This is a genomic window from Mycobacterium liflandii (assembly GCF_022354805.1).
In the GTDB taxonomy this organism is placed as follows: Bacteria; Actinomycetota; Actinomycetes; order Mycobacteriales; family Mycobacteriaceae; genus Mycobacterium; species Mycobacterium marinum.
The window spans coordinates 3,425,206-3,450,766 of record NZ_CP023138.1 but is presented as its reverse complement, the minus strand read 5'-3'; the positions used below and the strand labels follow the sequence as shown (position 1 = coordinate 3,450,766).

General features: G+C 66.3%; 18 protein-coding genes and 2 pseudogenes. 3 read left to right on the top strand and 17 right to left on the bottom strand.

Annotated elements, in window-relative coordinates; translation table 11 throughout:
- Positions 1 to 146: 146 nt before the first annotated feature.
- Positions 147 to 251 (top strand): annotated as a pseudogene (locus CKW46_RS15530) (hypothetical protein); the annotation flags it as partial.
- Between the two features lie 780 nt (positions 252 to 1,031).
- On the opposite strand, the gene CKW46_RS15525 reads toward CKW46_RS15530, so the two are convergent.
- The 3 genes from CKW46_RS15525 to CKW46_RS15515 are packed head-to-tail and all read right to left on the bottom strand — an operon-like array spanning position 1,032 to position 6,524.
- Positions 1,032 to 4,394, bottom strand: a complete 3,363-nt coding sequence (locus CKW46_RS15525) for an ATP-binding protein (RefSeq protein WP_482053337.1) — start codon at positions 4,392 to 4,394, stop codon at positions 1,032 to 1,034.
- On the bottom strand, positions 4,387 to 5,082 hold the full coding sequence (locus CKW46_RS15520; RefSeq protein ID WP_015355679.1) for a DUF4194 domain-containing protein: 696 nt from the start codon (positions 5,080 to 5,082) through the stop codon (positions 4,387 to 4,389). Before CKW46_RS15520 ends, CKW46_RS15525 begins: the two co-directional genes overlap by 8 nt.
- Complete coding sequence (locus tag CKW46_RS15515) at positions 5,079 to 6,524, bottom strand: DUF3375 domain-containing protein (RefSeq protein WP_015355678.1); 1,446 nt, start codon at positions 6,522 to 6,524, stop codon at positions 5,079 to 5,081. Before CKW46_RS15515 ends, CKW46_RS15520 begins: the two co-directional genes overlap by 4 nt.
- A gap of 547 nt (positions 6,525 to 7,071) precedes the next feature.
- Here CKW46_RS15515 and CKW46_RS15510 point away from each other — a divergent pair.
- Positions 7,072 to 8,274 (top strand): annotated as a pseudogene (locus CKW46_RS15510) (ISAs1-like element IS2404/ISMul1 family transposase).
- Positions 8,275 to 8,306: 32 nt separating this feature from the next.
- Here the strand turns inward: CKW46_RS15510 and CKW46_RS15505 are convergent.
- From CKW46_RS15505 to CKW46_RS15490, 4 genes are all read right to left on the bottom strand, one after another.
- Positions 8,307 to 8,702 carry a hypothetical protein gene (locus CKW46_RS15505; protein WP_499017964.1) on the bottom strand — a complete coding sequence of 132 codons (396 nt, stop codon included), beginning with the start codon at positions 8,700 to 8,702 and terminating at the stop codon, positions 8,307 to 8,309.
- Positions 8,699 to 10,402: a WXG100-like domain-containing protein gene (locus CKW46_RS15500; RefSeq protein WP_499017962.1), complete on the bottom strand. Its 1,704-nt coding sequence runs from the start codon at positions 10,400 to 10,402 to the stop codon at positions 8,699 to 8,701. The genes CKW46_RS15505 and CKW46_RS15500 overlap by 4 nt, the downstream gene beginning before the upstream one ends.
- A 214-nt stretch (positions 10,403 to 10,616) precedes the next feature.
- Positions 10,617 to 12,860, bottom strand: coding sequence for an alpha/beta hydrolase-fold protein (locus CKW46_RS15495; protein WP_482053335.1), 2,244 nt, complete (start codon positions 12,858 to 12,860; stop codon positions 10,617 to 10,619).
- Between the two features lie 36 nt (positions 12,861 to 12,896).
- Positions 12,897 to 14,024, bottom strand: a complete 1,128-nt coding sequence (locus tag CKW46_RS15490; protein WP_015355676.1) for a M24 family metallopeptidase — start codon at positions 14,022 to 14,024, stop codon at positions 12,897 to 12,899.
- Between the two features lie 123 nt (positions 14,025 to 14,147).
- Here CKW46_RS15490 and CKW46_RS15485 point away from each other — a divergent pair, with 123 nt between their 5' ends.
- Entirely contained in the window at positions 14,148 to 15,104 is a 957-nt protein-coding gene (locus CKW46_RS15485) for a 5'-3' exonuclease (protein WP_117435387.1), read from the top strand.
- A gap of 12 nt (positions 15,105 to 15,116) precedes the next feature.
- On the opposite strand, the gene CKW46_RS15480 is transcribed toward CKW46_RS15485, so the two are convergent.
- From CKW46_RS15480 to CKW46_RS15435, 10 genes are all read right to left on the bottom strand, one after another.
- Positions 15,117 to 15,845, bottom strand: coding sequence for a DUF4333 domain-containing protein (locus CKW46_RS15480; RefSeq protein WP_015355674.1), 729 nt, complete (start codon positions 15,843 to 15,845; stop codon positions 15,117 to 15,119).
- Positions 15,846 to 15,951: 106 nt separating this feature from the next.
- On the bottom strand, positions 15,952 to 18,708 hold the full coding sequence (locus tag CKW46_RS15475; RefSeq protein WP_482053334.1) for a DEAD/DEAH box helicase: 2,757 nt from the start codon (positions 18,706 to 18,708) through the stop codon (positions 15,952 to 15,954).
- Positions 18,709 to 18,795: 87 nt separating this feature from the next.
- Entirely contained in the window at positions 18,796 to 19,686 is an 891-nt protein-coding gene (gene tatC, locus CKW46_RS15470; protein WP_085979824.1) for a twin-arginine translocase subunit TatC, read from the bottom strand.
- A 105-nt stretch (positions 19,687 to 19,791) separates the two neighbouring features.
- Positions 19,792 to 20,058 carry a Sec-independent protein translocase subunit TatA gene (gene tatA / locus CKW46_RS15465; protein WP_117435389.1) on the bottom strand — a complete coding sequence of 89 codons (267 nt, stop codon included), beginning with the start codon at positions 20,056 to 20,058 and terminating at the stop codon, positions 19,792 to 19,794.
- 126 nt (positions 20,059 to 20,184) lie between these two features.
- Positions 20,185 to 21,153: a helix-turn-helix transcriptional regulator gene (locus CKW46_RS15460; protein ID WP_482053333.1), complete on the bottom strand. Its 969-nt coding sequence runs from the start codon at positions 21,151 to 21,153 to the stop codon at positions 20,185 to 20,187.
- 49 nt (positions 21,154 to 21,202) lie between these two features.
- Complete coding sequence (locus CKW46_RS15455; protein ID WP_482053332.1) at positions 21,203 to 22,201, bottom strand: helix-turn-helix transcriptional regulator; 999 nt, start codon at positions 22,199 to 22,201, stop codon at positions 21,203 to 21,205.
- Between the two features lie 53 nt (positions 22,202 to 22,254).
- Entirely contained in the window at positions 22,255 to 23,613 is a 1,359-nt protein-coding gene (gene pafA, locus CKW46_RS15450) for a Pup--protein ligase (RefSeq protein ID WP_085981849.1), read from the bottom strand.
- A gap of 57 nt (positions 23,614 to 23,670) precedes the next feature.
- Complete coding sequence (prcA, locus tag CKW46_RS15445; RefSeq protein WP_011740317.1) at positions 23,671 to 24,474, bottom strand: proteasome subunit alpha; 804 nt, start codon at positions 24,472 to 24,474, stop codon at positions 23,671 to 23,673.
- Positions 24,471 to 25,340: a proteasome subunit beta gene (prcB, locus tag CKW46_RS15440; RefSeq protein WP_117435392.1), complete on the bottom strand. Its 870-nt coding sequence runs from the start codon at positions 25,338 to 25,340 to the stop codon at positions 24,471 to 24,473. The genes prcA and prcB overlap by 4 nt, the downstream gene beginning before the upstream one ends.
- The gene (locus CKW46_RS15435; protein ID WP_012394770.1) at positions 25,337 to 25,531 is read right to left on the bottom strand and encodes a ubiquitin-like protein Pup; all 195 of its coding nucleotides are present in this window, start codon (positions 25,529 to 25,531) and stop codon (positions 25,337 to 25,339) included. Before CKW46_RS15435 ends, prcB begins: the two co-directional genes overlap by 4 nt.
- Positions 25,532 to 25,561: the final 30 nt, after the last annotated feature.

Genomic DNA, 25,561 nt, shown 5'->3' with positions numbered 1-25,561 from the left:
ACGCGACAGGCATGCCGGCGCCGATACCGCTGGCACCCGGACCTGTCCACCCTGGCGGAACGTCACCGGTTGATGCTGCGATGGCGGGATTTGGCATGGCCACCAACGCCGATCTGGGACCCATAAACGGCGAGATCGCCGCCGATGATGCCGATCGCCGAGCCCACGCGGCCGATGCCGCGGCGAAGTTCCCGGCGAATGAGGCCGATGCCGCCCAACAGTTCCAAGGCGTGGGCGCCGACGGAATGGCCCAAATGATCCCGCAGATGGCATCGGGTATCGGCGGTGCGCTCAGCGGTGCGCTCGGCGGTGTGCTCGGCCCGCTGACGCAAATACCCCAGCAGGCGCTGCAGGCCGGGCAGGGCGCGCTGCAGCCGCTGATGGGCGCGCTTCAGCAATCCGCCAGCGTTGAGGGCTTGGAGGCCGCGGACGGGGCCAGGCTGGTCGACAGTCTTGAAAGCGAACCCGGTCTTGGCGGCGGCGGAGCTGGTGAGCTCGGCACAGGCGGCGGAGGCGGTGGCGGTGGCACCATCCCGACGGGCTATCTGGGCCCGCCGCCGGTGCCGACGTCATCGCCGCCCACTACTCCTGCCGGGGCGCCGACCAAGCCCGCATCAATGATGTCCACGAGTGGCACACCGTCGAGCTCCACACCGATGGGGGCGACCGGCATGCCCATGATGCCGCCGGGTGCAATGGGTGCCGGCGGCACCGGGGGCAGCAAGGAAAAGCCGGCCGAAAAGCGGGTGACCGCCCCGGGCGTGCCCAATGGCCAGCCGGTCAAAGGCCGCTTGACGGTTCCGCCGAGCGTCCCGGTCAAATCCGTTGACGGCAAACCACCCGTGGTCACCCGATCGACGCGGCGAATCCTGCTCCCTGATCGCAACGAAATCGGACGCAATATCTCCGATGAGAAGACGGACGGCAACGAGTAACGACGCGGCGTCAGCGTTCGACCCGGTTTGCGCGCAGACCGATGCGTGAAGATCCGCGGAGCGCCACAACCAGCCACCGAACCAGTCCGGTGTGCCTCACACCCCGGCTGGTACTCGTTCCGCCGTCTTGCGCATCTCTTGTCGCAGCGACGTGAACTCCGAGATCGTCCTGGTCGCCACCGACGCCACCGGTCGCGCGTTGCCGCCGGTGGGTTCGGTTTTGGACACCATCACCACGCTGTCGATGTAGGGCTCGATGGTGGTGGCGTTCTGCACCGTCGCGACGATCACCAGCTGGAAGCCGAACTTGCGGAATGCGTGCAGCGCCTGCTGCGCGAATTGGGGGTCGGACTTCGAGAACGCCTCGTCGAGCATCAGCTGCGCGAAAACCGGCTTGTTGTTGTCACTTTCGGGGCTGGCCAGGTTGAAGCTCAGCGCGCCGGCGAGGCAGAACGCCATCAACTTCTCCTGCTCGCCACCGGAGTTGTCGCCGGCGTTGCTGTGCGTGCGGATCAGTTCCTCGGTGTCGACGTCCCATTCGGCGCAGTCGAACGTGAACCGGTTGCGCACGTCGAGCGCGTCGCGCGTCCACGCCTTGTCCTCCGGCGCCGTGGAGGCCAGCCGGTTGCGTAGTCGGAGGATCTCGGCGTACTGGTCGAGGATCGCCTGCTTGTCGCCCAGCCCGACCTCGGCGATGCGCCGCGAGATGGACCGCACGATCTGGGTCAGCTCATCCACCGCTACCAGGTGCCGCGGGGTCGCCCGCAACGTCAGCCTGGTGCCACGGTTGAACTCCACCGCCGCCAAACCCGTGTTGACGCGGTCGATCTGGCCGCTGATCCGTCGCGCCTCCTGCTCGGCGACACGGTGCAGCGTGAGGATCGCATCGGGCGCCTGCTCGGTGACCAGCCGCATCATCCGCTCGTAGGCTTCGGGAAGTTCGCGTTCGTCAATGTGGCGGCACAGCGCGACGTAATCGTGCACACGCTCGTCAAAATCGTCGGAGTCATTCGGAATCGCATCGGGAAACGACGTGTCGAACGTGTTCAGGATACGGGCCAATTCGTCATAGGAACGACGGCGGCTTTCACGCAGTTGTTCACGTTCCTTCTTGATCGCGGCGAACAGCGCATCGCGGTGAGGTTCCGGGTCAAGCAGCTCTAGCGCGACGGGCAGCTGCGCGGCGTAGCGCTGCAGCAGCTCTGTCAACGGCTCGGACACGAACGCCGGGGACAGCCGCTCCTGGAGCTCCAGCAGCCGGGTGCGCCGCTCGTCGAGGCTGTCGCGGCGCGTGTGGATCGCGCCGCGGCGCGTCATCAGTTTCTGAATCTGCGACCAGCATTCGTCGGCGCGGGCGTTGAGCGCCTCGATGTCGGGATTGTCGGCCATCAGCAGTTCGTACTGCTCGCGCAGCCGCTCGGCATGCCCGTCGGCGGTCTCGGTGTCGATCTGACTCCACTGCGGGTATTGCTCGCAGATCGCCTTGCACGCCGCCGCCCGGTCGCGCCACTGCTGGCGCTGGGCGGCGATGTCGTCGGCGGTGCGGCGGGCCTTCTGATAGGCCTCCTCGGCGGCCGCCAGCTCGACGGTCAGCGCGTTGATCTTCGCGGTGACGTCGCCCTGGTAGAGGTACTCGGACAGCTTGACCGGTCGCCGGTCATCCTTGACGGCCAGCCGGTCGGAGTCCTTGTACAGCCCCGTGTCGGTGACCGCGCGGCGGAACCGCGAGAATACGTCGGGAGTATCAACGCACACATGGTCGCCGGCTCCGGTGATGACGTCGACAGCTTCGGCGGCACAAAGATGCTTCGGATCGACGGGGAAAAGCTTGCCCGCCAACGTGTTCGGCTCGGGCGCAGCAGGTTCGGCGCCGAGGAACTTCGCCCGCACGTGGTGCAGCTGCAGTCGGCCCCGCATGTCGGTCTCGTTGACGAACCGCAGCACCTTCTCCCAATGCTGGTCGGGCACCAGTAGCCGCAGGCCCACCCCGCGCAGCACCTTCTCGACAGCGAGGCGCCAGCGGGTCTGGCCGGGCCTGAGATCCAGCAGTTCGGCGATGTAGGGCAGCTCGGCGGCGTCGACTTTGATTGCAGCGCAGATGTGGTCGCGCATCGCGAGCGCGAACTCCGGCAGCGCCGAACCGACGTGTTCGACGCGCTTGAGCTCCTTGGCGACATCGTCGCGGGCGATGCGGGCAGCCTTCTGCGCGTACTCGGCGTCGGTGGATGCCTCTCGGTTTCGTTCGACCTTGGCGAGCAGTTCGGTGGCCTGCGCGAGCAGTTCCTCGCGAAGGTTCCAGAACTCGTCTGCGGTGTCGGGTATTTCGATACCCTGGGCGGCCAGCATGTCCTCGTAGGTCGTTCGGCGGCGCTCCACCTGCTCGGCCTGGGTCTCGGCGGCGGTGACCTGCGATTGCAGCGGAGCGATGTTCGCGCTGGAACCGCTGATCTGCGCGTTGAGCGAATCCGCCTCGGCCTTGGCCAGATTGAGGCTGCGGGTAACGTCCTCGTATTCGTTTTCGAGCTGGTCGACGGTGCCGTCGAGCGTGGCGATCTGGGCGGGACATTGCGCAAGCCGGGCGTGGTCGGTGTAGGCGCGCACCATCGGCGCGTCGACGAGGTCGATGATGCCGAGGTCGGAGGACTCCGAGGCGTAGCGCTGCTGGATCTGTTCGATGTCGCCCAGGATCTTGCGTTTCTTCTGCGCAACGGCCAGCAGTTCGCGAGCCTCGACCAGGGGGTCGATCTGCTTGAGCGCCTCGGGCAGCCGGGCCAGGCTGTCGGGTTCGTCGAGCATGAATTCGCGGACGAATTGCTCTATCCCACCAACGCTTTTCAGCGACTTGGCCTTACCGAGCAGCTGCTGGGCGGCGTCGGACGCGCGAATCCCGATCGCCGCGTAGAGCTGGGCGAGGTACTGCGATTCGACCTTGGTGGAAAACCGCCAGTCTTCTTTGAAGACTCCTGCGTCGAAACGGCCGGAGGCCCAGCGGTTGCAGACTTCCTCGATGTCGAGGTCACCGTCACCGAGTACGAAGCGGCTCGACGAGTCGTTGCGGGACTCGCCTGTCAGCCATTTGAGCACCAGGCCGGTGACGGTGCGGCCGGAGTCACTGGCGTAGGTGACGGCCACGGCCGACCAGGCGGTGCCGTCGCCGCGCAGATACATCACCCGGCTGGTGCCGCCGTCGCTGCGCTGGCCCCAGGCGCCGCGGACGTACTTGTCGACAGTGCGGCGCCCGGCGCTGGACCCGGCGGCGGTGTTGTCTCCGGACGCGTTGAAGTTGCGGCGGTTGAACGGCAGGAATCCCAGCGAAATCGCATCCAGCAGTGACGATTTGCCGCTGCCGGAGGCTCCAGCGATGAGTGCGCCGCCTACGCTGAACGGGATCGAGTGGTAGCCGTCGAACACGCCCCAGTTGATGACCTGCAGCCGAGACAGGTGGAACTGTTCAGTCACCTTCGGGTTCTTCTTCCTCTGCTGGCGCACCGCCGTTGAGCAGCTGCTCGAACTGCTGCTGCAGCTCGGTGATCACCGAGGCAGTCATCACGGCGGTGATGACGGGGCTGATCGTGTAGCTGTCCTCGTCGTCGCGGGTCTTGCGCAGGATCTCTAGGCCGGTCAGCCGGGCGATGGCGCCGTCGATGCGGCCGGCGAACGAGACCGCGTCGCGGTCGGTGTCGTTGAGCACCCCGGAGAATAGGCCGTGCATCTCCTCACGGCTGATCAGGACGGTCTGCCCACCGGAGGCACGCATCATCTGGGCCAGGTGCAGGGCAAGGATCGAGTCATAGGTGCCGAGCGGCTCGCGGCGTAAAAGCTTGATTCCCCTCGCAGACTCGTAGCGGGCCTGTTCGACAAAAGCGACATCGGCGGCGTCGACGATGCGCAGCAGCAAGTCGAGTTCGGAGAGCCGGACGGCCAGGTCCTTGCGGTATTCGAGCACCCAACTGTAGACGTCGGCGTCGGCTTCGGCGCTGATGTAGCGGCGGGTAAGCAGGTGCTGCAGGGCCCAACAGGCCCGGTCGGGCAGTTCGGAGACGTCGCCGTCGAAGCGCGGCCGGCGCTGAACCGGTGGGCGGGCATTCTGGTCGACCTGAGGGAGTGAGGAGAAGTCGATGTCGACTTCATCGTCTTGGAGGGTCACGTGCTGGCTCCGGCGATGGTGTTGATGGGCTCGGTAAATGTCAAACGAGGTACCGCGATTTCGAGGTCACGGCCGTCCAGGGAGCGGAAGCGGACGGCGGTCGACTCGGCGGTGTCGGGGTTGGGCTGTTTGAGGGCCCAGGACCACAGCACGATGACGTGGCCCAGGTAGGCGGTGTCGAGCATGGCGACGGCGTCGGGTAGCGCGACAAGCCCCGCGGTGATCGCGTGGTTGAGCATGTCGGACATCGCGGGCGCGTCGACCTGGGTGGTGAAGGCGGCGAAGCTGGTGAGGTCGACCTCGGTGTCGCCGGGTTTGGCGGGCTTGGGGTTGGACAGGTCGCCGATCCGGAAGCCGAGGGCACCGACGGAACTGATCGCGTGCCGCGCCAGCGGGACCTCGATGTCCAGGCGTGAGTCGGTGAACGACGACTTGAGCAGGGCGCGGGCTGCAGCGATGGCTTCGTTGAGTTGGCGGGCGACACCGCGGCTCTGTTCCATGGTGCCGAACGCGGTGAAGCGTTTGACGCGCTGGGCGCAGCGCTGCTGGATGCGCTCGACTTCGTCGATCTGATGGCCCACGAGCTCGAAGAAGCCGGCCATGACCTTGCGCAGGGCCGGGTCGAGGCTGGGCAGGGCTTCGGCGACGGCGGCGACGTCGGCCTCGAACTCGGCGCGTTGGTCGGGGTCGTTGATCATGCGCAGGAAGGCGCGGTGGGAGTCGCGGCCCTGGGAGTCCCATGCGGCCTGGTAGTCGCTGTACATCTGGCGTTGGCGGTCGCGGTACTCAGCGTTGGAATCGATGGGTTCATCGAGGGCGGAGGTAGCCCGCTCGATCATCGTGCCGTACTGGCCGATATCGGTGATCAGGCGTTCCATCTGCAGGGCGATCGCGCGGGCCTCGTCGTAGCAGTCGGTGACATCGGTTTGGGGACGCTGGCCAGCATCGAGCTGGTCAAGCTCCTCGTGGAGCGCGGCGATTTCGGCTTCGATGTGTTTGCGGATCCGGGCGGGGTCGTTATCCACTTTGACGGCCACTTGCTTGAGGCGCGCGGCGATGCCCGTAATCGAGCCGCCGGTGGCGATGGTGTCCTGGCGACGCAAGCCGCGGAGAAAGTCCAGCGCCCGGCGAGCGTCCTGGGTCAGATAGCAGACATTCTGGCCGTGGCGCTCGTCGACGATGCGGTGCAGCCAGCCCTGCGCGGCCCAGGACTTGATCAGGGCGAGCCCGGGCTGCGGATCGTTGACGTCTTCGAGGTCGCGCTCGAGCTGTACGACGAGCTCGGTCTCAGGCAGCGCCCCGTCGCTGAGGTGGCGCTCCATGAGCGTCGCGTAAAGGCTGAGGTTGGTGGTGGCGAGCAGGCGAATGGCGCGAGAGCCCTGCAAGTCGCGATTGAGATCGAGCAGCTCGGTCGCCGACAGTCCCGCGTTGTCGTCGTGCATCTGCGTCCTCGATCTGTAGTTGGTCGGACGCCTCAACATAGGGCAAGACGGCGACATCTCTGGTGTCGGCCCAGTCCGTGTCGGGCGGGATTTTCGTCACCGCGCATGTTTACCGACGTCAGCGGAATGTTCGCTCTCCCAAGGCTTGCGCCGACTCGGCGAACTTGTGGTGCTTCTGTGGATTGTGAGGCCTGTGGTGCTTTCGGGGTGTGCACGCCAGCGCACACCAAGCCCGGCGTTCGTCGGCACACCAGCTGAGCGTCACCGTGACGAACCTCCCGGTATGCCCGGCGGCGCGCGTTGATCGATGGCAACAGAGATGGACCCGTGTTGTTGGACGGCGGGTTAGGTGGCGCCGGCGCAGGCGTCGGGGGCCAGGAACGCAGCACGCTTTGCCTCGGCGCCAGGGCTCCGGCGTTGTTGATTAGCAGGCTTGTGAGCTGGGTTGATGATCTTTGGTGCCGCGCTATTGGGGCCGGAGTGTAGGCACGGGCTATCTGGAGAACGATCGAGTTGGTTACTGTTCGTCGTTGGTCTGGAGTTGCCCGTGCCTACCGTTTCAGTATTGCCTGTGTCGTCGGTTCCAGAGGTGTTCGACCGCTGGAGTCCTGGTGAGCGCAGCGAGCTCATCGGATCGGAGTTTCTCGGTGTGTTGGCCTCGGTGCCAGACCCGAGGGACCCACGCGGTCGGAGGTATTCGCTGATGGCTTTGTTGGCGATCGCGGTTCTGGCCACTGCCGCGGGGATGCGCGGCTATGCTGGTTTTGCCACATGGGCGGCCACCGCTCCCGATGATGTGTTGGCCTAATTAGGGGTCCGGTTCCGGCGGCCCAGTGAGAAGACCTTCCGCGCTGTTTTGTCTCGGCTAGACCCCGCCGACCTCAACGCCAGGATGGGCAGTTACTTCACTGCACACGTGGCCAGCAGCGACCCCAGTGGATTGGTGCCGATCGCGTTGGACGGCAAGATGCTGCGTGGTGCTTTACGCGCCAAAGCGACAGCCACGCATCTCGTGTCGGTGTTCGCCCACCGTGCCCGATTGGTGCTCGGTCAACTCGCTGTCGCCGAGAAAAGCAATGAAATTCCCTGCGTACGTGCCCTGCTCACGCTGCTGCCGGGTAGCTTGCGGTGGCTGGTCACCGTGGATGCGATGCATACCCAGGTCGTCACCGCGAAGTTGATCTGCGCCACCTTGAAGTCGCACTACCTGATGATCGTCAAGTCCAACCAAGCCAAAATACTTGCGCGTATCACCGCGCTGCCCTGGGCCGAGGTGCCCGCAGCCGCTACCGACGACTCCCGCGGCCACGGCCGTGTCGAGACCCGCACCCTGCAAATCATCACCGCTGCACGAGGAATCGGCTTCCCCTACGCAAAACAAATCATCCGGATCACTCGTGAACGCTTGATCACCGCCACCGACCAGCGCAGCGTGGAGGTGGTCTATGCCATCTGCAGCCTGCCGTTCGAGCACGCCCGCCCTACCGCGATCATGACCTGGATGCGTCAACACTGGGGAATCGAGAACAGCCTGCACTGGATACGCGACGTCACCTTCGACGAAGACCGTCAAAGGGCACATACCGGAAACGGCGCACAGGTCCTAGCAACGCTACGCAACACCGCGATCAATCTGCACCGCCTCAACGGCGCCGATAACATCACCGAAGCCTGCCGGATCACCCCTTTGACCGCCAACCGCCGCCTAGACCTCCTCAATCCACAATTCCCCAGCTCACAAGCCTGCTAATCAACAACGCCGGAGCCCTGGCTTCTCCGCGCTCAATCCGTGACCTGACACATCGTCCCCGTGGGCATCACCTCCATCTGCAGTCCCATGAGCCGTGCCGTCGCGCGGTGGTTCAGCGTGGCGAGCGCCGTGGGACGCGTCGCCCGGTCCATGTGGACCACCGCCGTGCGGGGCAATCCGTGCGGATGTCCCCCGGACGGACCGGCGTCGCCAAGCCCGTGTGGAACACCGCCGTGCGGCGCTGATAGCTCAGCCGGGCGACCCGCGCCGGTCATCACGTGGGCCCCGGGCGCGGCCGGTATTGCGGCCGGTGCCGAATGCGCGCCAGCAGGTACCGGCCCAGCGGCAGCGCCGACGGGAACACCCGGCGCTCGTGCCGGTTCACCCACGTGCGGGGTGACCGGCGACACCCGCTCACCCGGCGTCACCGCCGTTGCTGCTGGATGAGATCCGGCCACTGGCGCCGATGCCGGGTCATGCGGGCCGAACGCAGGTTCGGACCTGCCAGGGACGACCGAACCGGGCGCCCCGGAAGGCGCCTCGAGGGCCGGCTTGCCGGGTGGCACCGATTCCACTGGACGCGGCGTCGGCTCGATCGGGGCACCTGCCGGCTTCGGGGGCGGCAGGGCCACCGGGCGACCGCCGACGGGGGATCAGCCTTGGGTAGATCACCGCCCAGATTTGCCAGATCCTCGGTCAGACCACGACCGGTCTTGCCGATGTCGCCCAGTGTCCGGCCGGCGCCCGCGAGGTCACCAACCTCACCGGCCAGTCGACCACCCCGACCGGCTGCCGCAGCGGCATCGGCCGCCTCGCCACCAACCTCGGCTGCCCGCGCGGCTCCCGCAGCGCCCTTGGCACCCGCGCCGGCTCCCCCGGCTCCCGGAACAAATAGTGTCGCGACGTCGAACAGGTTTCCCCCGAAACCCAGTCCCGGCCGATCGCGGCGCCAATCCTCAAGGTGCAGAAGCCCTTTGACCATCTCTTTGTCCGCGGCGACTGCCTCCTCGGGGTTGAGCAAGTGGTTGATCAATCCCGTCTTGGTCATGGCTTTCCAGGTTTCCGCCGCCCCCTGCGGGTCGATCAGGAAACGTTGCGGGTTGAGTTGCTCGATGCCTTCCACCATCCCGACAGCGGCTTTGAAAACTCCTTCCTGCGTATTGGTGTAGGCGTCGAACACGGTCGCCAGTGGATTGCCGACATCTTGACCGAGGAACTGGGTGAGCTGACCGCGCACGTAGCGCTGCATTCCCACCACCAAGCCGTCGATGGCCTGCATCCCTTGCTGCATCAGCTGCTGTTGAGCGCGGGCCTGACGCCCCAGGTTGCTCAGCACGGCCCGGATGTCCTCGGCGATCTCTTTGATCTCGTCGAGCGCATCACCCTCGAAAATGGCCACCACCTGATTCCACAGCCCCGAGACGGACCCGAATCGATCCAACAGATCCCGGATCGCGTCCTGGGTGTCGGCCACCTCATCGGCGAAGTCGTCGAGTGCACCGGCCAGTTTCCGGCACTGTGCCCCCACGCCGGCCAGATCGGAGCCGATTGCCGATAGGACCTGCTGAATCTGTACGCCTTCGGGAATGTCTTGTCCGGCCACCACCGATTTCGGAGAGTTCAGTGCGCCCTGCACGCCGTTGAGGGCCGCCGCGAAGTCGCGCCAGTGCCCCGCGGCCGCGTGCAAGCCCGCGACATCCCCGTTGGGCCACAGGTCACCGACGAAGGCCTCGACCACCGACCACAACGCCGGAGCAAGCACCCCGGAACCTAGCGTCCCCGGCGCTCCGGGAGCCGTGAACTGCGCCGGTTCCGACGGCGCAGGCAAGACGCCGGCTCCCCCGCCCAGCGTCGAGGCCGCCTCGGCAGCCGAGTAGTTCGACGCGGAGAGCTGAATCTTGGCGCCGTTGTGGCGCAAAGCGTTGATCCCGGCCCCCGCCGCTTTCACCAACGACTCCGCCGCGTCCTGATAAGCCAGCCCGAACACCTCGCCGGCCGTATCCTGACCGGTGTTGGCCGAAAAGCCCGTGGTCAGCGAGCTCAATGCCGCCGCCAAGGCATCGCCCGCGGCGGCCACGGCACTGCCGGCACCCGACAGCGCCTCGGGATCAACCGACAACGGAGCCACGCCCGGATTTTTGCCCAAAGCGCCGCGTCGCGGTATTCACCCTGTTTTTGCGCGCTAAATCTAGCGACGACTGGTGGGGAGCACCAGCCACCAGTCCACAGCCCCTAGCAAGGGGTGCGCAGACAACGCGTGGCCGATGACGTCAACGCCAAGGACGCCACAATGAAGGCCCGCTGCGCCGGCGGCTAGCCGACCCATCAGCGGCCGCGACGCGTCAGCTACGCGTCAACGTAATACTGTGCCGCCCAATAGGAACCGACACCGTCGTACCTACTGGCTGATCATCCAGCTTCACCTCCACCCCGGCGGGCAACGCGCCAAGCGTGATCTGTGCGGCGGTGTCGGTAGCCACCTGAATCGTCGATGACGGCAGCGAGGCCAACCCCGCGCGCTTGACGTCGACGGTCAGGCTGGCCACCCCGGTGAGCCGCAGGGTGAGATACGGCAGCTCGTCCACGGGCCCTCCCACCTGCCAATCCAGCTCGGTGTAGAGCCCGGGTGTGGGATCGAAATGCGGAACGAAACCGCGATGGCGCCGAATGCTGTGCATCGGGTCAGGTCGGGCATAGGAACGGGCATCGACCTCGGCGGTGGCCCCGCGGCGCGCCGTCACCGCGGGGTCGGCGGTCAGCTCCGACAACCACCACACCTGGTGCGGCCCGATCCCCAAATCGGCCCGCACCAACTGCGGATACCACGCAAAGGTGATGTGCCCCGGATCCGCTTGGCGCAGGCCGGTTCCCATGTGCGCGATCGGATCGTTGAACTTGTCCTGCAGGATCCAGGCGATGTGGTCTTCGAACGGATAGACGGTAAATCGGTGCCGGTAGCCGAGGCGGTCCAGCTCGAGCACCTGCTCGGCCACCGACGGGAACGGCACCAGCTCGTCGAGCAGGCCATGGGCGATCACAAGCGGCAGCCAGCGCGCGTTGCCCAGTAGCTCCCAGCTATCGCCCTCCCGGGCGCAGGGCGAGTCCAGGTTGAAATCGGCCGGGATGTCGACGTTGGGCACCAGGCGCACCCCACACGTCGGCGGCCCGGCCAGCACAACTGCCTGGGCAAACACCTCGGGATAGGTCAAGCCCAGCTTGTAAGCGCCGTAGCCGCCCATCGAATAGCCAGAAACCACCGTGCGGTTGGGATCGGTCCCCAACTGCTCGGCCACCCGCGCCCAGACCTCCCACGCGTCGAGTTCACCGGCGCCGAAGTACCAAGTAGACGGACCACGCGCCAGCGGGGTGACCACCACCGAGCCTCGGGTTTCGCAAACCTCGTGCAGCAGGTGCGGATCGATCGAAGCGAACTGGTTTTGCCCCAGCGCAAGCGAATGCAGCAGCAAGGTAAGCGGCATCGCGCGGCTGGGAGCATAGGTCGAGGGCAAGCACACCGAGTACGGCTGCACCCGGCCCAGAAACTGCGGATCGGTGTCCAGAACGTTTCCCGCAGCCACACCCTGCCCGAGCTCCACCGAGGACACATACCAGCGCGTCGAGGGACCGGTGATCACCGGTTCGGGTGCGGTTTCTCGGCCTGCCAACTGGTCCCACGCCACGGCTACCGCGAATTCCGAAACGTCACCGCTGGTCAGCGCGGCGGCTTGGGCCTCGTCAGACCAGAAGTTCAGATGCGGCTGCTCCTGATTGTGGGTGCGAAACGCCACGTTGTAGACGTTGGGCTGGCCCGGCAGGGCACCCCGTTCGGCGGGCATGTCGGCGAACCCGTCCCCCGCCGAGTTGGCCAATCCGGCGGCCAGCCGAACGGTCCAAGTCCCTGACGGCTCCACTACCGACCGCGGCACCCGCGCCAGAAACGACCGTGCCGGCAGGTCGACGCTGTGTTCGACGGGAGTCTGCACGTGCGTGACCAGATCGATCAGCCGGGCGCTGCGCCCCGAGATCAGCAGCGCCATGTCGATGCCCTCCGAGCGCACACCGGCCCCAGCCGGCCAGTCCGCTGACGCGCTACGGCTGCGATCGGTGTCGAAGGTGAACAGCGCGATTGGCACGGTGGCGTCCTGCAGCGTGTTCCAGTCGACGCGCCACCAGGTGTGCGTCTCGGTGAGCCCGATCGCCACGCGAAAGATGTCGGCGCCGTTGCCGGCCGCGGGACCATCGGGATAGACGTAAGTGCCCCGCGGCGGCGCCTGGATCTTCAGATCGCCGACCGGCAGACCCGTCGCGCCATGATCATCGTAGATGAAGTCGGTCCAAAACAGCGCCCCGCCGGCCAGGCGAGCGGCGCCACACGTACGCGGGAATTCCTCGCCGAACGGCCATCCCGCCGGTACCGGAAGCGTCGGCTCAGGCCGTCGCGCGGCCGGTGGCACCCCCTCGGGCATCCCGTCGACCACGATGAGTTCGGCCGGGGGTGTCGGCGAACGTTGCCCCACGGGCACCACGGCCTCGGCAACGCTACGCGCGATACGAAAAGGAAGCAGCGCTAGATCCACCAATGACACCCCGCCAACCTACTTGGCGCAGCCGACATCTGGACGCTAAGACACCGGCACCACCATCAGCTCGTGCGGCCGATTGTTGACCGATAACGCACCGTTTTCGGTAACCACCACAATGTCCTCGATGCGGGCTCCCCACCGGCCCGGAAAGTAGATGCCCGGCTCGACCGAGAACGCCATGCCCGCGACCAGCGGCAACTCGTTGCCGGCGACGATATAGGGCTCCTCATGCACACACAGCCCGATGCCGTGTCCGGTGCGGTGCACAAAGTACTCGGCCAATCCGGCGTCGGCCAGCACGTCACGGGCGGCAGCGTCGACCTGTGCCGCCGTAACCCCCGGACGGACCGCATCAACGGCCGCACGCTGAGCCCGCTGCAGGGCCGAATACTGTTGTGCCACATCAGGACTAGGATCGCCGATGCTGTAGGTTCGGGTCGAGTCCGAGTAGTATCCGGGCTCGTATGTCCCCCCGATATCGACCACGACGATGTCGCCGACCTGCAACTTTCGGTCCGAATATCCGTGGTGCGGATCGGCGCCATGTGGACCGGATCCGACGATGACGAATGCCACTGCCGAATGCCCCTCGGCAACAATCGCTTCGGCAATGTCGGCGGCAACCTGCGCCTCGGTGCGGCCGGGCACCAGAAACGCCGGTACCCGGGCATGCACCCGATCAATGGCGGCTCCGGCCTTGGCCAGCGCGTCCACCTCGGCCGCCTCCTTGACCATCCGCAGCTGACGCAGCACATCGGTAGCCAATACCGGCAGCACCCCCAGCGCATCGGCCAGCGGCAACAAGTGCAGGGCCGGCATCGAATCGGTAACCGCGGTAGCTGCGGGCGCACCCCCCAACGCCTCGGCCACCAGCTGGTACGGGTCATCGCCGTCGACCCAATCGCGCACGCACACTCCCAAATCCGATGCGGCCGACTCCTTGAGCGACGCGAGCTCCAAGCGCGGCAAGACGATGGTCGGCACCCCAGAAGCGGGCAGCACCAGCGCGGTGAGCCGCTCGAACGTATCGGCGCGCGAGCCGATGAGATAGCGCAGGTCATAGCCCGGAGTGATGACCAGACCGGCAAGGCCGGCCTGCTCGGTCGCGGCCGCCGCCGCGGCCAAACGTCGCGCGTACACCGCGGTGTCGAATCGCCCAGAATCCATGCCAGCCAGGCTAATGCCCGGCGACTAGCGGATGCGCGGTTGCCCGGCTCCTCCTCACCCGCTGCGCGCCCACATCGTCGCCAGGGGGACCGCCCCCGCACCGGCGCTGGCAGGATAGCCCGCATGCCTGCACCCCTGCTGTTGCTGGATGGAGCCAGCATGTGGTTCCGCTTCTACTTCGGCGTTCCTTCGTCGATCACCGCTCCGGATGGCCGGCCGATCAACGCCGTCCGCGGATTCATCGACTCGATGGCGGTGGTGATCACCCAGCATCGGCCCAGCCGGCTGGCGGTCTGCCTGGACCTGGATTGGCGCCCGCAATTCCGGGTGGACCTCATCCCGTCCTACAAGGCGCACCGGGTCGCCGAGCCCGAGCCCGCCGGACAGCCCGACGTCGAGGAAGTGCCAGACGAGCTGACTCCGCAGGTCGACATGATCATGGAACTGCTTGACGCCTTCGGAATCCCGGTCGCGGGCGCAGCAGGTTTTGAAGCCGACGATGTGCTGGGAACGCTGGCAGCCCAGGAACAGCGGGACCCGGTGGTCGTGGTCAGCGGGGACCGCGACTTACTGCAGGTCGTGGCCGACGACCCGGTCCCGGTTCGGGTGCTCTACCTGGGCCGCGGGCTGCCCAAAGCCACGCTGTTCGGGCCCTCCGAGGTCGCCGAACGGTACGGGTTGCCCGCGGAGCGGGCCGGGGCGGCCTATGCCGAGCTGGCCTTGCTGCGCGGCGACCCCTCCGATGGCCTGCCCGGGGTGCCCGGGGTCGGTGAAAAGACCGCGGCTACCTTGCTGGCCCAGCATGGCGCACTGGATCGGATTGTGGCCGCCGCGCACGACCCCAAGTCCACGATGGCCAAGGGTGTGCGGACGAAACTGCTTGCGGCCTCGGCCTATATCGATGCCGCCCGCTCGGTAGTACGGGTGGCCACCGATGCGCCGGTCACCTTCACGACGCCCACCGACGCGCTGCCGCTGGTTGCCGCCGACCCTCAGCGCACCGCCGAGCTGGCTACCGAATATGGCGTCGGATCGTCGATCGCGCGACTACAGAAGGCTCTGGACGCGTTGCCTTCGTGACGCTTCCGACCGCTATTGCGGTCGGCCAACCTCGTAGGTGCCCTTGTTGTCCTGGAAAGTCACGGTCACGTGCTTAGATGCGCCGTCGATGCTGACGGTGCAATCGAAGGTGGCACCCTTCTTGACGGTGGGGTCGGTGCCGTCGTTGCACTTGACGTCTTTGACGTTCTTGGCGCCGTAGCCATTGGTCTCATCGGTCAGAACCTGCTGCACACCGGCATTGGCCTTGCTGACGTCGAGCTTGGTAGTCACGAAGAATCCCGGCACCCAGAACCCGAGCACCAGAATGACGACCACGAAGAGCAGCGCAATTCCGCCGACCACCCCGCCGATGAGCGCCATCGAGCGCTTGGATCCCTGACCCGACTGGTCGTACGGGCTGAATTGGCCCGGGTACTGACCCGGCTGACCGTATTGCCCCGGTTGCCCTGGCTGCCCCGGCTGGCCATATTGGCCGGGCTGGCCGAACTGTGGAGGCGCCCCGAACTGGGTGGGCTGGGAACCGAAGTCGGACTGCCCATAGCCGGGTGCGGCCGGGTACTGCTGCGGATAAGCCGGCTCGACAGGTTGCTGGTACTGCTGGTAGTCAGCGGCCGGATACGACGGCGGTTGCCACGACCCTTCCTGGCCTGGCTGCTGCCAAGGCGATCCGGCAGCCATGGTCGGGTCTGAGGAATGGTCACCGCCCTGGCCGGGTGGTTGCCACGACTGTCTAGGATCTGGTCCCTGCGGTCCGCTCATCGTTTCTCCTCAGTTCGTTCGTCTGTCCTGGCCACGAACTGGCCCCAAGTGTCCTCTGGTGGTCCTGCGATCACATTTCCGGATCTAACCGTAGCTGCGGCCCAGCCTACCCGGCGTCAACTGCGACGACGCCGCGCCGGACGTCATTGATCGCGCGCTTTGCGGCGGCCCGCACTTCGGGGTCCGGGGCGGCGTTGCGCACCTGGTCAAGCAGGTCGAGCACCTGGCGGCACCAGCGCACGAAATCCCCCGCTGACAAGGGAGAACCGGGGCCCTCGATGTCCGCGGCGGCCAATGCCGCCGACAGGTCCCCGGTGCGCGCCCAGCGATAAACGACGTTAACAAAACCATCGTCGGGTTCGCGGCTTTGGCCGATCCGGTGCACTTGTTCGTCGGCACGCAGCGCCACCGACAGCCGCGACGTCTGGATGAGCGCCTGACGCAACCGCGGCGTCGGCGCCTCGACCCCGGGACGGCCACCGCCACCGTCACTGCCGCGCGTTTCGTAGAGCACGCAGGACACCACCGCCGCCAGCTCCGGCGGCTTCAACCCCGCCCACGCGCCGGTGCGCAAGCACTCGGCCACCAACAGATCACTCTCGCTGTAGATCCGCGCCAACAAGCGGCCATCATCGGTGACCCGAGGATCATCGGCTGGGCCGTGGATGTACTCACGCTCGGTGAGCAGGCCGACGATCCGGTCGAACGTGCGAGCCAACGAATTGGTGGCGGCGGCGACCTTGTTCTCCAGCTGCGCGTTGTCCCGTTCGATGCGCAGGTAGCGCTCGGCTTGACGGATCCGGCTTTCGACTCCGGGCGCGTTGTGGCAGGGATGCCGGCGCAGTTTTTCGCGGAGCGACGCCAGATCGGGATCGTGCGGCGCTCGCGTCTTCTCGCGGCGGGCCGCCGGCGCCGTCATACCCGCGGCGGCCGACCGCAGTGCCGAGGCCAGATCGCGGCGGACCCGCGGCTGGCGATGTTCGACACGCTTGGGCAGTGTCATCGATCCGACCGGCGGCGACTCGCCGGTGTAGTCGGCCGACGAAATCCGCCCAGCCCACCGGTTTTCGGTCAGCACCAACGGCCTCGGGTCGGAGCTGTCGCGGGCGGATTCCAGCACCACTGCCAGCCCGCCACGGCGTCCGTGCGTGATGGTGATGATGTCTCCCTTGCGCAGCGCGGCCAGCGCTTCGCTGGCCTCCTGCCGACGCTGCAGCCGGGATGCACGGGCCTGGGATCGCTCCATCTCGGTCACCCGCGCACGCATCCGGGCATAGTCCAGGATCGGCGCGTCGGGCCCACCGAGCTCGGCGGCCAGCTCGTCGAGCATCTCCCTGCCCCGCTCAATGCCGCGGACCAGGCCCACCACGGATCGGTCGGCCTGGTACTGGGCGAACGATTGTTCCAACAGCCGATGCGCCTGCTCCGGGCCCATGTGCTGCACCAGGTTGATCGTCATGTTGTACGACGGGGCAAACGAACTGCGCAGCGGGAAGGTGCGGGTCGAGGCCAGCCCGGCCACCGCCGACGGATCGGCGTTTTCGTCGGTGGGATGCCAGAGCACGACGGCGTGGCCCTCGACATCGATACCGCGACGACCGGCGCGCCCGGTCAGCTGCGTGTACTCCCCCGGCGTCAGCGGGACGTGCTGCTCACCGTTGAACTTCACCAACCGTTCCAGCACCACGGTGCGCGCGGGCATATTGATGCCCAGCGCCAAGGTCTCGGTGGCGAAAACGGCTTTGACCAAGCCGGCGGTGAACAGTTCCTCAACGGTGTGCCGAAACGCCGGCAGCATCCCGGCATGGTGGGCGGCCAGGCCGCGCAGCAGCCCCTCGCGCCACTCGTAGTAGCCCAGTACCGCCAGGTCGTCGTCCTCAAGATCGCCGCACCGGTGATCGATCACCTCGGCGATTTGGGCGCGTCCCTCCTCGCTGGTCAACCGCAGCGGTGAACGCAGGCACTGCTGGACCGCCGCATCACAACCAGCCCGGGAGAATACGAAAGTGATCGCCGGCAACAAACCCGCCGAATCCAGGGTCGCGATGACGTCCGGACGTGGCGGCGGGCGGTAAAACCGCGGCCGGCCCCCTCTGCCGTATTCGCCGCGTCCAGACCGACGCGGCTCCCAGTCCGACATCCGATCCGCCTCGCGGCGATGCGCGATGTGACGCAACAGGTCCGGGTTGACGCGCGCCTGACGGCTCGAACCCGCCGGTTTGTCAGCCTGGTAGTCGAACAGGTCGAACAGGCGCTTGCCCACCAAAACGTGCTGCCACAGCGGTACCGGCCGATGCTCATCGACCACCACGGCCGTGTCGCCCCGAACGGTTTGGATCCAACCGCCGAACTCCTCGGCGTTGCTCACGGTCGCGGACAGGCTGACCACCCGCACCTCGTCGGGCAGATGCAGGATCACCTCCTCCCACACCGGGCCCCTCATCCGGTCGGCGAGAAAATGCACCTCGTCCATCACCACATAGGACAGCCCCGGTAGCGCGGGAGAATCCGCGTAAAGCATGTTGCGCAGCACCTCGGTGGTCATCACGACCACGGGCGCGTTTGCGTTGACCGCCAGATCACCGGTCAACAACCCGATCTTGTCGCGGCCGTAGCGCGCCGTCAGATCGGTGTGTTTCTGGTTGCTCAGCGCCTTGAGCGGCGTGGTGTAAAAGCACTTGCCTCCCGAAGCCAGCGCCAGGTGCACCGCGAATTCGCCGACCACCGTCTTTCCCGCGCCCGTCGGGGCGCACACCAGCACGCCGTGCCCACCTTCCAGGGCAGCACAGGCGCGCCGTTGGAAGTCATCGAGCGCGAAGGGTAAGTCGGCGGTGAACCGGGCTAGCTCGACCAGCTCTGTCACGCGGCCGCCCGAGGGCGCGAGGGTGCGCAGTTGCACGGCCAGTGCGGCGTGTCGCTGTCGCGACACGCACGCTCGCGGCGAGGTGGCCTAGGTGATGTCGTCATGGGATCCGCCGGGGGCCGACGGCGTCGGTATCGGCTCGGGCTCCTCGATTGACGATGCTTCGTCATCGGCAAGCAACACCTCGCGCTTGGCTTTGCGCTTGTCGTGCAGCCGGGCGATCTGGATGGCGAACTCGAGTAGCACCGTCAGGGCCACGCCCAGTGCCGTCATCGAGAACGGATCCGACCCGGGCGTGAACACCGCCGCGAACACGAACATGGCAAAGATCAGACCGCGCCGCCAGGACTTGAGCCGCTGGTAGGTCAACAGACCAGCCATGTTGAGCATGACGATCAGCAGGGGGAATTCGAAGCTGACCCCGAACACCACCAGCAGATTGATCAAGAAGCCGAAATATCGGTCGCCAGACAGCGCCGTCACCTGCACGTCGCTACCGACGGTGAGCAGGAAGCTCAACGCTTTGGACAGCACCAGGTAGGCCAGCACGGCGCCGGCCACAAACAGCAGCGCCGCGGGGATGACGAACGCCACCGCGAACCGGCGTTCCTTCTGGTAGAGCCCAGGGGTGATGAACGCCCACAGCTCGTAGAACCAGATCGGGCACGCCAGCACAATCCCGGCCGCCATCCCGACCTTGAGCCGCAACATGAACTGGTCGAACGGCGCGGTGGCCAACAACCGGCACTGCCCGTCCGCGCTGATGTCCGCTCGCGCCGACTGCGGCAACGAGCAGTAAGGCTGACGCAGCCACTCGCCCAGACTTTCTAGTCCGAAGACCGGATGCGAGTACCAGATGTACCCGAAAATCGTCGTGAGCAGGATCGCGGCCAACGAGATCAGCAACCGGGTACGCAGCTCGGTCAGATGATCGACCAGCGACATCGTGCCGTCAGGATTGACGCGGCTACGCCGCATCCGAGGATTGAGTCGTTTGAAGAGAGCCCCGGCGCGTGCTGAGGCCCGGAAACCGTTCACCACGGTAGGTCAGTAAAGCTCAGGCAACCCGACGGTGCTGCCGGCCTAGGCAGGCCTCGCCTCGGTCTGGTCCTGACCTGTGGCCGCTGCAGGGTCGATCCGCTGCGACTGCACCGGCGTGGGGTTTGCCGTGCTGGTCTCGATAGCAGAGGGTTCCGCTTTGGTCTCGCTCTGCATTTCCCGCATCTCCGACTTGAAGATTCGCATCGACTTGCCCAACGAGCGCGCCGCATCGGGAAGCTTCTTGGCACCGAACAGCACGATCACCACAACAGCGAGGATCGCCCAATGCCACGGACTAAGACTGCCCACTTTGATTACCTCCAGACGTCAACCCCCGATGCTACCGCAGTAGGGGCTGCTCGCCCGGCTAGGCAAACAACACTCCGTGCCGCGCGCCGCGGGTACGGGCCGCACATCGACGGCTTGAATTCGGCCTTAGGCCAGCTCGGCGGCCTGATACGCGTTTAGGGCAGTCGCCGCGGCGGCCCGCACACGCTGCGCTAGCGACTCGGGCTCCAGCACTTGCACCGTCGACCCGAAGCCCAGCATCAGACGGGTCATCCAATCCTCAGAGGCGTAGGTCATGGCAACCTCGCAGGATCCATCGGCGAGCTGGCGCAGCTCCCGGATCGGGTAGTACTCGAACATCCACGACGCCGAGGGCGCCACCCGCAGCGTCGCCGACGGCAGTGCCGGGTCGCCGTCGAACAGCGACGTGTCGGGGGGCGCCTGCACCGCGGGCTCCGGCGGCATCGCGGGTTCACCGAGTTCGACGGCGTCCACGATCCGGTCGAAACGAAACAGTCTGACCCCTTCGGACTCGCGTGACCAGGCCTCCAGATAGCTGTGGCCGCCGATCAACAACACCCGGATGGGATCGACGGTCCGGGTGGTCAACGTGTCGTGCGATGCGGAGTAGTAGTCGATGGTCAACGCGCGCTTGTCGAGCACGGCGGAGCGCACCGCGGCAGCGGCGGGGCTCTCCAACGGAGCGGGCTCGTCGACCGCCGACAGGGTGCTGCTATGCCTGGCCGCGCCGGCCGCCGCCGCGATCTTGGCGATCGCGCTGCGCGCGGCCTGCGGGTCGACCACGCCTGGGATGTCCGCCAGCGCCCGCAGCGCCACGAGCAGGCCGGTGGCCTCCGGTGACGTGAGTTTGAGTGGACGGTCGATGCCGGCCGAGAACGTCACCTCGATGGTGTCGCCGGAGAACTCGAAATCGATCAGATCTCCAGGGAAATAGCCGGGCAGGCCACACATCCACAGCTGGTTGAGGTCCTCCTCCAGCTGTTTGGCCGACACGCCTAGCTCGGCGGCGGCCTCAACGCGGGTGATCCGCGGGTTGGCTTGGAAGTACGGCACCATGTTGAGCAGCCGCACCAGCCGAGTGGATACGGGACTCATCAGCGCCGCTCCTTCTCATCGCTTCGCCGCGCATCGTCGTCGGCGGGGTTCACGCAAGCGCCTCTTCGACCCCGGCCAGCGCCCGCAGCCGGGCCAGCACATCCTCGCGCAGCGCGGGCGGCTCGAGCACGATGGCGTCGGCACCGTGACCGGTGATGTCGCGGGCCAGCCGATCGCTGGATCCGATTTCGAGTTCTATGACTTCGCCGTCGCGGCCGGCCAGTCGCCGTGGCCCCATCGACCGTCCGGCACGCCGCAGTGCGGTGGCACGCCCGTCGGCGACCCATACCGTGGCCTGCATGCCGGTCGGTGACTCAGCGACGGTCCGGGCGACAATCTGTCGCAGATCCACGTCCTCGGGTACCTTCGATTCCCCGAGCGCACCGACCGGTGCGACGTCGGCGCCGATCCGCGACAGCCGGAACGTGCGGGTCGCTCCCCGGTCGCGGTCGTGGCCCACGAGATACCAGCGCCCCTTCTCGGTCACTACCCCCCAAGGCTCGACGGTGCGGGCGACGTAGGGCTCGTGGCGGGACGCCCGGTGCGGGAACCGCACCGCCTGACCGGAGTCAATGGCCGCCAACAAAATTCCGAGGACGTCCTCGGAGCCGCGCAAACCCGGCACCCCGGCCGGCGAGGCAATGGCCACCGGCGCGTCGGGATCGACGTCGACCCCGGCGGCCCGCAGCTTGAGCAGCGCGCCCTGGGTGGCGGTGATCAGCTCAGGGGACTCCCACAGTTGGGTGGCCACCGCGACAGCCGCCGTTTCATCGGGAGTCAACTCGACCGGCGGCAGCGCGTACGCGTCGCGGTTGATCCGGTAGCCCTCGGTGGGATCGGTACTCGATACCCTGCCAACCTCGAGCGGGATACCCAGGTCACGCAACTCGTTCTTGTCGCGCTCGAACATCCGCGAAAACGCCTCAGCGGTCGGGCTGTCCGAATAGCCCGCCACGCTAGACCTGACCTTCTCAGCGGTGATGTAGCCACGAGTGGACAGCAAAGCGATGACCAGATTCACCATCCGCTCGACTTTGGAAGTCGCCATTTACACCAACCTAGATTTGCCCAGCTTCACCGATCACCCGCGCGCGGGCTCGGCTACATGCTCGCGATCAGCCGCTTGACCCGCTCGTCGACCGCCCGGAATGGGTCCTTGCAGAGCACCGTGCGCTGCGCCTGGTCATTGAGCTTGAGGTGCACCCAGTCGACGGTGAAATCACGACCGGCCGCCTGTGCGGCGCTGATGAACTCACCGCGCAGCCTGGCGCGGGTGGTTTGTGGTGGGTTGTCGACGGCGTCGGCGATTTCCTCGTCGGTGGTGACGCGTGTCGCCAGGCCCTTGCGCTGTAGCAGATCGAAGACGCCGCGCCCGCGCTTGATGTCGTGGTAGGCCAGATCGAGCTGGGCGATCTTGGGGTCCGACAGCTCCGTGTTGTAGCGGTCCTGGTAACGCTGGAACAGCTTGCGCTTGATCACCCAGTCGATCTCGGTGTCGACCTTCGCGAAATCCTGACTTTCGACGGCGTCAAGCTGGCGGCCCCACAGATCAACGACCTGCTCGACCTGTGCGTTGGGCTCCCGGGTTTGCAGATGCTCGACGGCGCGGGAGTAGTACTCCCGCTGAATGTCGAGCGCACTGGCCTGACGCCCGCCGGCCAGCCGAACCGGACGCCTACCGGTGACGTCGTGGCTGACTTCACGGATCGCACGGATGGGGTTGTCCAGCGAGAAGTCGCGGAACGGCACTCCCGCTTCGATCATCTCCAGCACCAGCGACGCGGTGCCCACCTTGAGCATGGTGGTCGTCTCGCACATGTTGGAGTCGCCGACGATCACGTGCAGACGCCGGTACTTCTCCGCGTCGGCGTGCGGCTCGTCGCGGGTGTTGATGATCGGACGTGAGCGGGTGGTCGCGCTCGAGACGCCCTCCCAGATATGTTCGGCGCGTTGGGACAGACAAAATGTTGCGGCCTTGGGGGTCTGCAACACTTTTCCCGCCCCACAGATCAGCTGACGAGTGACCAGGAACGGCAGCAACACGTCGGAGATCCGGGAAAACTCGCCGGCCCGCACGATCAGGTAGTTCTCGTGGCAACCGTAGGAGTTGCCGGCCGAGTCGGTGTTGTTCTTGAACAGGTAGATGTCGCCGCCGATGCCCTCGTCGGCCAACCGCTGCTCGGCGTCGACCAGCAGGTCTTCGAGCACCCATTCGCCAGCCCGGTCGTGGGTAACCAGCTGCACCAGGCTGTCGCATTCGGCGGTGGCGTATTCCGGATGGCTGCCCACGTCGAGGTAGAGACGCGCGCCATTGCGCAGGAATACGTTGGAGCTGCGCCCCCAGGACACCACCCTGCGGAACAGGTACCGGGCAACCTCGTCAGGGCTCAGCCGGCGATGACCGTGGAAGGTGCAGGTGACGCCGAACTCTGTCTCGATGCCCATGATTCGTCGCTGCACGTAATCGAGCGTACTGGTTGTCGCACCGCAGCGGTGCGCAGCCGCACCGGCGGGGCGCTAATCAGACGAATCGGCGTCGGATTTTTTGCCCGTTTTCTTGCCCTCTTCGGACTCTATGGGCTCTTCTGACTCGGCAGATTCCTTGGAATCCCGCTCCTGCAGCAGTGTTTCGAGGGTCGAGCGAGTCAGCCGGCGAAACGCGCGCCGCGGCTTGTTGGCGTCCAGGATGGCGGCTTCGAGGCTGGCCACACCGAGTACGGGCTGGTCATTGCTGGAATTCTCCGCGCTACCGGCGCGTAGCGCCTCCACCGCGATATCCAGCGCGTCCGGCAAATCGGCGTTTTCGGTGTAGGTGTTCTTGAGCGCCGTCGTGATCGGCTCGGTGGTCCCGCCCATCACCACGAAATGCGGCTCATCGGCGATCGACCCGTCGTAGGTGATTCGGTAGAGCTCGGGCGCCTTCGTTTCCCCGTAGTGCGCCACCTCAGCGACGCATAGCTCGACCTCGTAGGGCTTGGCCTGCTCGGTGAAGATGGTGCCCAGCGTCTGTGCATACACGTTGGCCAACTGGCGTCCCGTGACGTCACGACGGTCGTAGGCATAACCGCGGGTGTCGGCGAACTGAATCCCGCCCCGGCGCAAGTTGTCGAATTCGTTGAACTTGCCGGCGGCCGCAAAACCCACCCGGTCGTAGAGTTCGCTGATCTTCTGCAGCGACCGCGACGGATTCTCGGCAACGAACAGCACACCGCCGGCGAAGGCCAGCGCCACCACGCTCTTGCCGCGCGCAATACCCTTTCGCGCGAGCTCGCTGCGCTCGCGCATCGCCTGTTCCGGCGAGATGAAGTAAGGGAAGCTCACTTCTCACCACCGTCAGGGCCGAAAGTGTCAGCGCGTGAACGACTTCCGATGACTTCACGAGCCAGTTCGGCGATGCGGACCTCGGGTACGTCAACCGCACCGTCGGCATTGATGGTGACCGCTGTCGGGTATATCCCGCGGACCAGATCCGGGCCGCCGGTGGCCGAATCGTCGTCGGCTGCGTCGTAGAGCGCTTCGACGGCCACCCGCAGCGCGGAATCGGCGTCGGTGACTTGCGCGTACAACTTCTTGATCGACGATTTGGCGAAGATCGATCCAGAACCCACCGCTTGGTAGCCCTCTTCCTCGATGTTCCAGCCGCCGGCAGCGTCGAACGAGACGATGCGACCAGCGGACCTCGGGTCAGACGCGTGGATGTCATAGCTTGCCAGCAGCGGCAGGGCCACTAATCCCTGCATTGCGGCCGCCAGGTTGCCACGCACCATGATGGCCAGCCGGTTGACCTTGCCGGCGAATGTCAGCGGCACGCCCTCGAGCTTTTCGTAGTGTTCGAGTTCCACGGCGTAAAGACGCGCGAACTCAACGGCGATCGCGGCGGTGCCGGCGATGCCGGTGGCGGTGTAGTCGTCGGTGGTGTAGACCTTGCGCACATCGCGCCCGGCGATCATGTTGCCCTGCGTCGAACGCCGGTCCCCGGCGATCAGGACACCACCGGGATACTTCAAGGCGACGATGGTGGTGGCGTGCGGCAACTGGTCACCCACGGCACCCCCACCGTGTTTGATGCTCGCAGGTAATAACTCCGGCGCCTGGCGGCGGAGGAATTCAGCGAACGATGATAGGTCTACAGCGGATCCGGAAATGGCCGAATTTATGGACAGGCGATCAGGCAACGGCCAGGTCACTGGCCGCCCTTTTGGACGTACGCGCGAACGAAGTCCTCGGCATTCTCCTCAAGGACGTCGTCGATCTCGTCAAGCAGATCGTCGGTGTCTTGAGCTAACTTCTCGCGGCGCTCCTGGCCCGCGGCGGTGGTGCCGGTGACGTCTTCGTCATCGCCGCCACCACCGCCACGTTTGGTCTGTTCCTGAGCCATCGCCGCCTCCTGCTTCGTCATGGCCGATTA

What these genes read in the sequence shown, in the direction of transcription:
- CKW46_RS15460 (WP_482053333.1), bottom strand. Translation starts at nt 21,153, where the DNA reads ATGAGTCCCGTATCCACTCGGCTGGTGCGGCTGCTCAACATGGTGCCG.
- CKW46_RS15435 (WP_012394770.1), bottom strand. Translation starts at nt 25,531, where the DNA reads ATGGCTCAGGAACAGACCAAACGTGGCGGTGGTGGCGGCGATGACGAA.
- CKW46_RS15490 (WP_015355676.1), bottom strand. Translation starts at nt 14,024, where the DNA reads ATGGATTCTGGGCGATTCGACACCGCGGTGTACGCGCGACGTTTGGCC.
- CKW46_RS15515 (WP_015355678.1), bottom strand. Translation starts at nt 6,524, where the DNA reads ATGCACGACGACAACGCGGGACTGTCGGCGACCGAGCTGCTCGATCTC.
- CKW46_RS15455 (WP_482053332.1), bottom strand. Translation starts at nt 22,201, where the DNA reads ATGGCGACTTCCAAAGTCGAGCGGATGGTGAATCTGGTCATCGCTTTG.
- CKW46_RS15485 (WP_117435387.1), top strand. Translation starts at nt 14,148, where the DNA reads ATGCCTGCACCCCTGCTGTTGCTGGATGGAGCCAGCATGTGGTTCCGC.
- CKW46_RS15480 (WP_015355674.1), bottom strand. Translation starts at nt 15,845, where the DNA reads ATGAGCGGACCGCAGGGACCAGATCCTAGACAGTCGTGGCAACCACCC.
- tatC (WP_085979824.1), bottom strand. Translation starts at nt 19,686, where the DNA reads ATGCGGCGTAGCCGCGTCAATCCTGACGGCACGATGTCGCTGGTCGAT.